Annotated in this window: 6 protein-coding genes and 1 tRNA gene; 2 read left to right on the top strand and 5 right to left on the bottom strand. The window is 58.0% G+C overall.

The window, feature by feature from the left end; translation table 11 throughout:
* Positions 1 to 863: 863 nt before the first annotated feature.
* The gene (locus SFX18_10840; GenBank protein ID MDX1963641.1) at positions 864 to 1,871 is read right to left on the bottom strand and encodes a DUF1559 domain-containing protein; all 1,008 of its coding nucleotides are present in this window, start codon (positions 1,869 to 1,871) and stop codon (positions 864 to 866) included.
* Between the two features lie 390 nt (positions 1,872 to 2,261).
* On the bottom strand, positions 2,262 to 2,708 hold the full coding sequence (locus tag SFX18_10835; GenBank protein MDX1963640.1) for a hypothetical protein: 447 nt from the start codon (positions 2,706 to 2,708) through the stop codon (positions 2,262 to 2,264).
* 587 nt (positions 2,709 to 3,295) lie between these two features.
* On the opposite strand from SFX18_10835, the gene SFX18_10830 reads away from it, so the two are divergent.
* Positions 3,296 to 4,006 carry an RluA family pseudouridine synthase gene (locus SFX18_10830; GenBank protein MDX1963639.1) on the top strand — a complete coding sequence of 237 codons (711 nt, stop codon included), beginning with the start codon at positions 3,296 to 3,298 and terminating at the stop codon, positions 4,004 to 4,006.
* 116 nt (positions 4,007 to 4,122) lie between these two features.
* On the opposite strand, the gene SFX18_10825 is transcribed toward SFX18_10830, so the two are convergent.
* Positions 4,123 to 4,485 (bottom strand): four helix bundle protein, encoded by a 363-nt coding sequence (locus tag SFX18_10825; GenBank protein MDX1963638.1) that lies wholly within the window; start codon positions 4,483 to 4,485, stop codon positions 4,123 to 4,125.
* Positions 4,486 to 4,733: 248 nt separating this feature from the next.
* Positions 4,734 to 4,808 (bottom strand) — tRNA-Pro (locus SFX18_10820).
* 107 nt (positions 4,809 to 4,915) lie between these two features.
* On the opposite strand from SFX18_10820, the gene SFX18_10815 reads away from it, so the two are divergent.
* The gene (locus tag SFX18_10815; protein MDX1963637.1) at positions 4,916 to 5,842 is read left to right on the top strand and encodes a hypothetical protein; all 927 of its coding nucleotides are present in this window, start codon (positions 4,916 to 4,918) and stop codon (positions 5,840 to 5,842) included.
* 106 nt (positions 5,843 to 5,948) lie between these two features.
* Here SFX18_10815 and SFX18_10810 read toward each other — a convergent pair whose 3' ends face one another.
* The gene (locus SFX18_10810; protein ID MDX1963636.1) at positions 5,949 to 11,933 is read right to left on the bottom strand and encodes a fibronectin type III domain-containing protein; all 5,985 of its coding nucleotides are present in this window, start codon (positions 11,931 to 11,933) and stop codon (positions 5,949 to 5,951) included.
* Positions 11,934 to 11,952: the final 19 nt, after the last annotated feature.

Genomic DNA, 11,952 nt, shown 5'->3' with positions numbered 1-11,952 from the left:
GGGGCGCGGGTTGCGGGACGTGGGTTGCGGGACGTGGGACGTGGGTCGTGGGTCGCGGGTCGTGGGGTGCGGGGCGTGGGGTGCGGGGTGCGGGGTGCGGGACGTAGGTTGCGGGGTGAATTCAACTCCCTCTCCCGATTGCGGCGTTCTCTTTTGTACAAACCCCATTTCGGGAGAGGGCCGGGGTGAGGGATTCTGTAATTGCGAGTTGCGGTGGGGCAGGGGAACGGAGGAACGCGGGACGTGGGTCGTGGGTCGCTACGTGAAACGTATTGCATTCTACCGCAACGCGGTTATGGATCGCAGCCCAGGGTTACCGCGCAGCGGTTACCCTGGGAACAAAGCATTTTAAGAATATTTACCGCAACGCGGTTACGCAACCGCTGCGCGGTAGGAAATTCGCGCGGGACGGTTTCCCAGGGTAGTCGCTGCGCTCCAACCCTGGGCTATGTTACGGAACCGCTTCGCGGTAGGAATCAATGATTAAATGACGATTGGCAGGCGTGTTTCTACCGCAACGCGGTTATGGATCGCAGCCCAGGGTTACCGCGTCAGCGGTTACCCTGGAGACAAAGCATTTTAAGAATATTTACCGCAACGCGGTTACGCAACCGCTACGCGGTAGGAAATTCACGCAGGACGGTTTCCCAGGGTAGTCGCTGCGCTCCAACCCTGGGCTATATTACGCAACCGCTTCGCGGTAAGAATCAATGGTCATATAGCGAGTGGCAGGCGTTTATTATCGCAAAGCGGTTATGGCAGGCGCATTCAACCGCAACGCGGTAAATACCCTTGTGCACAAAAAAATGGCGGCGTTGGGAAAACGCCGCCATGAGAACGGTTGAACTGTCACGCAATCCAGCTTAATTGCTAATCGAACCAGAGGGAATCGTCTGCCCGTCGCGACGATCGCCCAAACGATTAAACACCTTCACATCAATCTCGTAAGAAATTCCAACAGTAGCTGTATCAGCCAATACAGCATTGAAATTTTGCACATGGGCGGAACCAATTCTAAAACCTTCCGTTCGATTGTCTCGATTTCCCAAAGAGCCAAGATCTGGTTCCGGTGGTAAGGCCGTGCTCCGCAGCACATCCGGATCCCAGCCATCCGCCCAGCCTTGGTCATCGTACCATTCTCCTACGTCATATGTATTAACAAACATCCGCTTTTCACTAATCATGAGGGTTTTTGACAAACCATCGCTAACATTTTTAACCTTAAAAGGTTTATTGAAAAGCTCTGTAAAGTCTTCATAATTATTGCTGGCTTTACCCACTTTTCGATTAAAAATCCCATTATGCTTGGTGGCTTTGGAAGGAGCCCAAATATCGCCTTGCCAATAATCATTTTCATTGAATGTCACATTGCCATTGGCGGCAAACGCGCCCGGCGTAACAGCACAGTAGTCCATCAAAATCGTTTGCTGATCAACTCGGTAGGTTGATGGGCGGCGAGTCGGGCAAATGTAGCCCGGAATCGTTTTTTTGACCAGTTGGGTATTTCCCTGAACGATTCTTGAATAGGGTTGATTACCTGTAACCAGTTTGTAAGCGGCGGTTTCTTCCAAGTACGGCAAAATCAAAAATGCCCAACTTTTGTTTTCACCTCGAACTGGCCAAGGCTTGGTCCCGCTATGAGGAAACGCCTTGTTAGAGTCCAAATAATTCTGCACCGCGATCGCGTCCTGGCGCAGATTGTTGCGGCACTGGGTCCGCAGGGCCGCTTGCCGGGCCATTTGAATGGCGGGCAACAAAAGCGCGACCAAAATGCCGATGATCGCGATCACGACCAACAGCTCGACTAGGGTGAACCCGGCTTTGCCCAAACCAGCAGCCCGGTTCGGTTGCAGCGTAACTTTCCGTTTCATGATAAAACCTCTGTCGGAGAAGAAGAGTGAGGCGAATGCCCGGTTGTATCCACTATGTCCCTACCAAAACCACACCGTGCCGCTAAATAGCACCGTGCCGCTAAATAGCACCGTGCCCCCAAACCCAGCATGCAAACAACGCCCCCCGCATGCAACCAATTATCCGCAAATATCGCGCCAGCGAACGCTGGCACCCCCCAATAATACCAATACCCCCGGCGACTGATCTGTCTTTGACAAACTATCTTGGCATCAACCGGGGCTAGCGCCCAAGGCTGATCAAATTAGGGCAAATCTCTCTTTTACAACCGGGGCGAGCGCCCGACGGCTGATTGATGTAATCTTACCCGTCGCAACTTTTCGTCGCCAGCAAAAAAATCTGACGCAGGGTTATTTTCCCGGCAGCTTCAGCTTGGCAAATTCCTCATCGGGCAGTGTGGCCACCCCGCCGCGAAAATAACCCACCAGCCGCAGGCCGTTTTTCCCCTCTTGTTCGTGAATCATCACGCCATCATAGCCGTCCGGCAAGCCATAATAAATTTTATACGGTTTGCCATCGCGCGGCGAAAGGAAAATTTGATCGGCCGTCGTGCGAAAGCGATCCAACAAATCCTGCCGCGTCGCCACGTATTTCTTTAAGTCCGCCTCGTTCGCGGGCTGCCTGCCACCATTGGAGGCTGGGTACATCCCATACAGCAGCACCAGGGGCTTGAGACGCTGTTCGTCAATAACCTCTTGGGTCGGTCCCCCGCCGCCGCAACCACCGGTCAGCAAGAGCAACGACCCCAGCAACACTCCCCCCAGCAACCATCCCTGAGGATGCGTCGTAGCAATCATCTGGGTAACAGCCAAAGCTGATAGCGCGCGTGAGTGCTTTGGATCACTACTCAAAGGTACTTTCCCCCCGTACAAAGCCCAATTCGAGAATTCGAGCGGCTAGTTATATGACCCACCCACGGTTGTATGTGCCGCATCCGCCCCTGAGGCGACAGCAAACCTATTCGGCGACAGAGTAGCCTCCTACAAGTGACCCTCTTACAAGTGACACAGTCGCCGCCTACAAGTTGCCCACTGGCCACCTACAAAGAGGTGGATTCAGGCATTACTATTTATATCCTGAATCGTCGTTCAAGGCAATTCAATTGAAAAAGACCCGAAAATGCCGATTGCGTAAAATCCGCCACATTTTGGGGCTAATAGAGGCTGCGGCCTGGTACCGCATCCCCCGAAAGGACAATGCTGAACCCGTTTGCCCACGGAACACGGAACTTTTAGCAAGTTCCGCTACGGAAGCAGGGAACCGTAGCGGAATTCGTTAGAATTCCGGCGTTACCCGTAGCGGAATTCGCAAGAATTCCGAGGCGTTGGCCAGGAATTCACCCACGGAACTTTTGTAAGTTCCGCAACATTTACAACATTCGCCCATGCAAATCCACTACCAGGATGACTGGCTGATTGCGGTCGAAAAGCCCAGTGGAATGCTGGCCGTTATCGGGCGGGGTCCGCAAAATGCCCTGAATCTGGCGACAGATGTCCAAACGGCCTGGCCGGGGGCCTTACCCGTGCATCGACTCGACCAAGGGACGTCGGGGGTGATGCTGTTTGCCCGGACGGCGGAGATGCACCGGCAAATGAACGCCCTCTTTGCCGCGCGGCGGGTCGAAAAACGATATGTGGCGGTGGTGGCCGGACGACCAGCCGCCAGCGCGGGATGCATCGAGCTCCCCTTGATGAAGGACTGGCCCAACCGCCCCCGCCAAAAGGTGGACCGGGCATTGGGCAAGCCAAGTACCACGTACTGGTGGGTGTGGGGAATGGAAGTGGAAAATGGAGCAGCTTTAGAAGAGTTGCCAAAAGTGCGTGAAGAATTTCACGCAGTTGGGCATGAGGCGTGCGCGAACCCGCAAGGGGAAGAAGTCACTACGCGATTAGAGCTGCGACCCGTAACGGGGCGGACGCATCAACTACGGGTGCATCTGGCGGAGATTGGACACCCGATAATAGGTGATGAACTGTACGCCCCGGCGAAGATCGCCGTGGCGAGTGCGCGGTTGCTGCTACACGCGGCGGAGCTGGCGTTTGTCCATCCGGCCAATGGAAAAGAAGTTCGCATCCGTTCGGCCGTGCCATTTTAGGCCGGGGGGGATAGCTAAAAATCAAGTTGTTTTTGTGATACGCAAAGGCATTGAAAGCAAAGTAAATAGGCAATTTGTTTACTGAAATTTACTATTTTTTGATACGATAGAGCGAATCAGGTTTCACGATTTTCAAGTCCATTGATTAATCCCGACAACATCCGGGCAATTTCTTCCAATTTGGACTTGAGTTGCACATGAATTTCACTGGTCACATGTCGTCGACGAACAGCTAACTCAAGCAGCGGAACGCATTCCTGTACCGAACCACGCGCAATACCAAAAAAATTTTTGCGATCGGGTTTGGTAAAGCGCCCATTTCCCTCGGTGATATTGGCGGCGATAGACAAAGCCGCGCGGTTCAGTTGATTAACAAGAAAGCCATAACCTGGAGGAAATTGCTCTGTCAGTTCGCAAATAGTATCAGCAAAGTCTATTGACTTTTGATAGACCAGCAGTTTTTCAAAAGCAAACGCCATTCAAACAAATTAGAGAGCAATGGAGTAACAGTAAAGCAGTCTTTTCGCGAACGAAAGCTTGAAAGGAGAGAGTGGAAAGGAGACCGAGGAGAGCGGCTACCTGCACCATTTCTCCTTACTACTTTCACCGCTCTCCTCTCTATTCGCGAAGCGAATCGGAGTGACAGGATTCGAACCTGCAACCAGCAACCGAGCACGGCACTAAGTGTGCCGAGCGGAGGGCGGTAGTGACCAAGAAACTAGAAAATTCGGAGTGACAGGATTCGAACCTGCAACCTTCTGCACCCCATGCAGACGCGCTAGCCAGATTGCGCCACACTCCGGAATGGGTTAAGATCAGTCAACTAATATCGCACATCCTCCGCCGCGCTGCAACCGCAGAATTTTTCACGCTTTTTTGCACCCCCTTAGCATAAGAGCCCTTTTACCCATGCAAGTTCACTGGATTCCCAAAGTCGCGACCAGCGCCTGGCATTGGCTGGCCCAATTACCCCCGCTCTCGGTGGAATCGTCAGGCATGGAGGGAATCGCGGTACCGGCGGGAATGGCGGTACCGGCGGAACTGTTGCCGCTGGCCGCCACGTGGCAGGCATTTTTACAATCACAGCGCCTGCCGCCAGCGCGGGTGTACACCCATTTGGTGCCGCTTTCCGCCGAATATGACACGCCGCGGCTGCTGGCCGAGGCGCTGTTAGCCAAGCTTTTTCCCCCGGAAAAAGCGGCGATCCGGCAATTGCGCTGGACGCAGGAACTGTCCGCGGTGACGCGCGGTTATAACGCGGCCTACCCGCAACTGGCGGCGGAACTCCCCTTGCGCGTGTTGCCCATCCGTGAAATATGGGAGGCGATCGGCCCGGGACTGCTGCGCACCGTGGGGGGGCTGGCCGATCCCCGGTTGATTCCCCCCACGTGCAAGGTGCTGGTGGTGCAACCGGTGTCCGGGGGGGGCGGGCGGGCCTACCCGATGGCAAACGCGGTCGTCTGGGAAGGGATGCTGGCCAATCCCCTGCCCAAGCTGCCCGAGGTAACGCGTCTGTTGTGGCTGGCGCTCCAGTTAAACCTGGATCTTCCTCTGTTGGCGGGGGACCTGCCCCCCGCGCGGGCGAACGCCGTGGGTGCCTGGGCGTTAGTGCCGGTGGCGCTGGCGGTGGCGGCGGAACTGGAACAGGCCGAATGCACGGCTGAAAGCGTGGAACTGGCGGCGCGGCACTGGCTGCCCCCCGCGTTGGCACTAACGTCGGATACCGCGCAAATGGAGGAGCAAAGCGCGACGCTGTGGAACTGGTGGCAAACCTACATCGCCATGCGGCCGGACTGGCCGGTGGCGTTGGGAGCGCTAGAGCGGATGCTGGGGTAAGACATGGTTAAAGGAGGGTGCCGGCAACCGAGGCGGGCAGGATGTAATCTTTGGTGAGCAGTTGATAGACGGGGATTCATGGCGAATGATTGACAGTTGTATAAGTTCAATCCCGCATGTCGGCGATAGTCTTATGACCCCAGCGACGGTTGGAAATTGATTTATCCTGGGTATTTGCGGCCTGCCAAACCGCCCCCGCCAACATCTCCACCATCGTCTCTCGGTTTTCGGCTTGCCAATCCTGCTCCTGGGCAAAGAGCTCTTCGGCAAAAAGCTGGCCCAGGGGCTGCAATTCCAGCACCGCCAGCGGATTCCCCACCCCCGAGCCAAAGTTCGAATCAATCGGCAAATAATCCGCGGGGGTGACCACGCCGTCAAAGTCCCCGTCCCCCAAGGTCCAGCCCGCCGACAATCCGGGCGTGGGCGTGCCCAGGAATGAGTCCACAACCGTGTAGTCGCTGCCATCGACCTGGCCGTCAAGGTTGTAATCTCCCGGATAGGTAAAGCGGACGATGACCTGGTTAAAGCCGGTCCCCAGGTTGCTGTCACCCAGCACCAGATCGTAGAACGGGTTATTAATATCGCCAAACTGGCTGTTGATGTTGTCGACGGGAATAATCAGCCGCGAGCCGCTGGCGTTGTCCACCTCGGTGCTGCCGATGACCGGCACGCCGCCGCCGGGAACCGAGCCAAAGCTGTAATAGTTGTCCACGTAGCCGGTGATGACGTCGATGGGGCTGGGCAAGAGCGGATCATAAAACAGGACCAGGTCGTTATCGTTGAGGTCCAGCACCGCATCGTTGGCGATATTTAAGTTACCCGTGAGGACGACCAGGCCCGCCGCGGCCCCATTGGGCAGGATGCGGGCGGTGGCGTTGGAGCCGGTCAGTGTCAGGTGGCGCTGCCGCAGACCGGCGGTCAGCAGGGTGGCGTTCGCCTGGATGGTGGTGTCGAGCGTGCCGCCAATTGCCGTACTATCAACGCGGGCCGTGCCGGCGGTGATTTGCAGGGTGTTGGCGCCACTTCCCGCGTTAAACACAAAGCGCAGCGCGCCAAAGTTTGCCGCGCCGTTGGAGTCGATGAACAACTGGTCGCCCCCGCCAAGCGTGTTGAACGTGAGCAGACCGGTGTTCATCGCGGCCAATTCGGCGGAATAATCGGGCGCGATGCCCGGTCCGGGAAGCGTGTTTTCGTAAACTTCCAGTAAGCTGCCAACCCGGCGAACGCGGTACGTGTCGGCGGCATTGGCGCCGATGATCAGCTCCAAGGTGGTGCTGGCGGCGGCGGTGTTACTGGGAGAAGAATCACTGCCGCCGGTCGCCACCACGCGGTACGTGTAGTTGATGTACGACTGGAGTTGCGAATTGGTAAAGCTGGTCGTGTTGGCCGGCAGCGTGGCGATGGTCGTGAATGGCCCGCCGGGGCCGGCGGTGGAACGCTCGACGCGGTAGCCGGTTTCGTTCGCCGCGTTGTCGCTCCAGGTTAGCTGGATTTTATTAGCGGCCGTGGGCGTGGCGGACAGGCCGGATGCAGGGACCGGAGTGCCGGACATAGAGGAAATCGTGACGACGAACGTGTCGGTAACAAAGTTGCCTGGCGTGTGCGGGTTGGCCGCGCGCACGGTGATTGTCGCCGTCCCGTTCTGGCCAGCCAAGAACGACAAATCGAGCGAATCGTCGAGCGGGTCGATGGACACGCTGACCAGGCTGGGATTGGTATTGGCCTGGACAGTGAACACCAGATCCTCGCCCAAATCGTCTATATCGGCAAAGACCTGCCGCAGGTAGGCATAATTGGCGTATGTGGGCGTCGATCCCTGTTGCAGCGCCAAATCCAGAATCGGCGCGGCAACGGTCGGGGGGTCGTTGGCCGTGACGGTCACGATGAATTCCGCCGCAACAAATGTCGCCGGATTCACGCCGGCCTGGTCCGTAACGCGCACGCGGACGCGATACTCGCCAGGCGCCGCATACAAGTGGCCAAGGTCAAACGTTTTTGGACTATCCGCGGGATCAGCGGGGTCGTCGGTCGAGGTCCACGCCGAAAACGCCGTGGGGTTATTCAAATAGTCATAGTTGACACTATACCGCCACGCGTCGGCGCCGGGATCCGCAAAGCCGATCGTCCGCGCGAAGGGTACGCTGCGATTGATGATTGTCGCGGCCTGGGCGTCGATTACTGGCAGAATATTTGTGACATTGACATGAAACAACTGGGACTGCCCGCTTGCGACGCCATCCGAGACAGTCACGCGGACGTCGTATCCCGCCGCGACATCGGTGGCAAAGACATGTTCCAGGCGATAAGTCTTGGCCACCTGGTTCACGACGACCGGCACGGTATAACCCGGGTCGCCGGGGACTCCCGTTTTGGTCACTTGGGCCGTCGCTAGCCATTGATCGGCGCCTGGATCAATAAAGCCGCCGGTCAGAATCCAGGTTTGCCCTTCGGAGACGGTGGTCGCTCCGCTCGCGGTCACGCCCGCGGGGGGAGCATTCGCCACGATGTAGTTCAGCGAGTAATCCCTAAAGCCGCCGTCCTTATCAGTAATACGCGCGCGGGCCAAAAACTGCCCTTCCTGGGGTACGCCCAGGGGCTGAGCCGAAACACCCGCCAGATCGATCAACCCGGGATCAAATGTCCCGTTGCCATCGAGATCGTAACTATAGCGAAAACCCGCGGCCGTGTCGGCGCTCGACGGGTCGCTTGCCCCAGTAAAGCGCAACTGCAGGCCAGCCGCGCCTTCGCTGATCACGCCGCCAAGATTGAGTCCCAAAACGGCCGTTGGCGGAGCATTGGTCACGTTGTAGTTGGTGGTGACGATCCGCGTCGCGTTGTCCTTATCTGTAATCCGCACGCGAATGGTGTAGTCCCCCTGATCCGGCGGACTGAAAGTGGCCGCGGGGGTCAAACTGTCAACGATCTCAAACGTGCCGTCATTGGTAAAATCGTAGCTGTAGCGCAACCCGGCGGCCAGATCGGCCGGGCCGTCCTGCAAGTTAGCCATATTGAATGTCAGCGGACCTTCGGGGGCGCTGGCAGTCGCGACCACGATGCCAATGGGGACGCGATTTACGGCGGTGACCGTCAACTGGGAAAAGTTTATGCCCAGTTCATCGTCGGTGACGGTATAGGAGACCAAATAGCTGCCCTGATCCGGCGGCACAAAGCTGAAAGCCTGCGCCGTCCCTGTGGCAATGGTCGCTCCATTGTGGACGACCGTCCAGTTAAAGCTCCAATCGTCGGACGCGCCGGGATCGGTGAAAGCGCCGTCAAAGGCGACCGTCGTGCCCTCTTCCACGGTCAAGGCGTCGCCGAGCGCGTCGACCCGCGGGGCCACGTTGTCCAGCTCGACGGTGGCCGAGGCAAACCCTTGGCCGCCATCCTTGTCCGTCACGCGCAGAAAAACCGTAAGTACTTGACCGCTGTCATTCAAGCCCAGAGCGTTCAACTGGGCGGAGCTAAAGTTCACCGTCACACCACTGGCATCGTCGTACTGGCCATCATTGTCCAAATCCCAGGCATAGCTCAGCGTATCGCTGGGTCCCGCGGGATCGTAGCTGGCCGCCGCGCTCAATTGCGCCCCGAGGCCTTCGTCAACCCGATAGGCACCGCCGGCGTCGGCGATGGGAGGGGCGTTAAGAACGTTAAGCGGAACGATGACGGGAACGAGCGAGGCCACGGCCGCCGGGCCGAGCGCGAGAATATCTTCGTCGTAAGCGCGAACCTGGAGGGGAAAAATCCCGGGACCATCGACCACTCCGGCCGTCCGCAGTTGCCCCCAATTAAAGAACGTGGTGATTTCGGTTGTTGTCAGATCGTACAATCCGTCGCCATTAAAGTCCCAGTCATAGTACGTCTGATCGAGGGAGTCGTCTGTGGCCGCAAAAACGGTGGACGTGTCGAGGATGGAGCCTTCGACGACCGACAGACTGGGTTGCAAGAGGGCCACTTGCGGCGGGACATTGAATGCAAACAGGTCGAACGTATCGGTAAACAATCCCTGGCTGCTGCTGACAAATAGTGTGACTCGATATGTCCCCTCGTCCAGCAGCCTGGCAAAACCGCTGGGGGAATTGACGGGAATGTTGTTTTCCACCGTCAACTGCGGATCGATCGACCAAAGGTAGGACACATTGGTCAAGGCCGGGTCAAGTTCGGCCTGTAAAAAAATCGACGCGCCTTCGGCAACTGGACCCAACAATGGAGCAAACAGTTCATCGCTGGCCAGGATACGCACCCGCCGCTGATTGGCAAAGTCGACGGTCCGAACCGGGTTGACCTGGTCCACCGCGACGGAGACAATCGTGCCAAACAGGTCCGTGGGGGTCCACGCGGGATTGTTCCCTTCCCACACGGTGTACGGCAGCGAGTTAATCGTCAGATCCGTAAATGAATAGTCGCCGTTGCGGTCGGTCAGTGTCGTGCGATCCGCCACTCCATCGTGATTGATGTCCAGATAAATCGTCCATCCTTCGACACCAACGTCGAGCCCTCCGAAGCTATTGTCGCCATCCAGGTCGTGGAATTTCTTGCCATAGATGGCTCCCCCTCCTTTGGCCAAAAACTGTTGCCGCACGGTGGCTAGGGGTGCGGGCGGCAAGGTGGCCGGATAGGTCTTGGCAAAAAAGCTGTCAATATTCGCCGCGGCCGACGTGATCGCCGTTGTTCCCGCCGCGTGAAAGCGGACCGTGTTGCCCACGTCCGCGGCAAAGCTGCCGCCGATGATGTATCCGCCATCGGCGGTGGCATGGATAGCGTTGACACGATCGCGACGGAAGGGTTGCGGACCACCCACGGGAAACGCCATGGTTAACGCGCCTGCCGGCGTGTACTGACCCACAAACCCTTCATAATAACCATTAGGCGAAAGCAGGGTGCTCCCCGCGCCGGGATCAAAATCGACCGAATTATTGCCGCTGATGTAACCGCCGAAGAGGATCTCGCCCGAGGGGAGCGCTGACACGGCCTGTCCTTCGGAGACATCGTTCCCGCCGAAGCGATGCGCCCACTGGAACGTCCCCGCCGAATCGGCCATGGCCAGATAGGCGTCCTGCGGACCAGTGGCGGTAAGCTGGATCGTGCCCGCCGCGGGTGTAAAGGTCGCCCCCCCGGAGAAGCGGCCCGTCAGATAAATCGCCGCGCCGTCCGGCGAAAGAGCCACGTCGTTGACCTGATCAAAGCCAGTTGCGCTCCCCCAGGTGCGCTGCCAGAGCGGAGTGCCTGTCGCTGTCCAGCGGCCCAGGAACGATTGTGCCCGCGTGGGACTCGAAATTATGTTATACGCCCCGCCGACGATCACATCGCCGTTGGGCGCGATGGCCAGTGTGCGGCCGTCTTCGGAACCAGTGGGGCTGCCGATCGTCTGCACCCATTGGAAATTGCCGCTCGCGTCATATTTAGCCACAAACAAATCCGAGCCGGGGAACGCGCCGCGTAGCAACCCGACCCCGGGACTATTAAAGGTGGCGGTCGAGAAAAAGCTTCCCGTGATATAAATCGAGCCGTCTCCCGCCTGCGCCAGATCAATGATCGCATTGTTTCCGGTGCCATTGATGTGCCGTGTCCACAGCACTCGGCCATCGGCGTCAAATTGCGACACAAAACCGTGGTTGTAGGTGAAATAAGCGAGCGTGTTGGGCTTGCCGTCAAACGTGGTCCCAAAGTCGTACGTCAGACCGGGATTTACCCATCCGGCGACCGTGACCACGCCGCTAGGCGATACCGCCAGCCCGCGCACGGCGTTGGACGCCCCCGTGGGCGCGCTGTTAGTGGTGTAAATGTTCCGTGCCCAGATGAGCGCGCCGGCGGGCGTATACTTGGCCAGGTAGGCCGTTTGGCGGAGCGAGTCCGCGCCTGTGAAATAGGTGCCAATTCCGGCGTCCAGATCGACCGAAAAGTCGCTTGGCGCCAACACTCCCGCCACGTAAATATTGCCAGCCGCGTCGGTGCCGATCTGGTTGGCGGTGTCCTCGTTGACGAACGTGCCGCTCGAGTCATTGCCGCCGATCTTGCCGGCAAAGCCAAAACCGGCTGGCGCTCCGACCAACCCGGCGTCGATCACCGCATAGCCGCGGGTGCCCTGCGACACCACCGCGATGCCACCCTGC

Source organism: Pirellulales bacterium (genome assembly GCA_033762255.1).
Taxonomy (GTDB): domain Bacteria; phylum Planctomycetota; class Planctomycetia; order Pirellulales; family JALHPA01; genus JANRLT01.
This window is presented reverse-complemented; position numbering and strand designations above follow the sequence as displayed.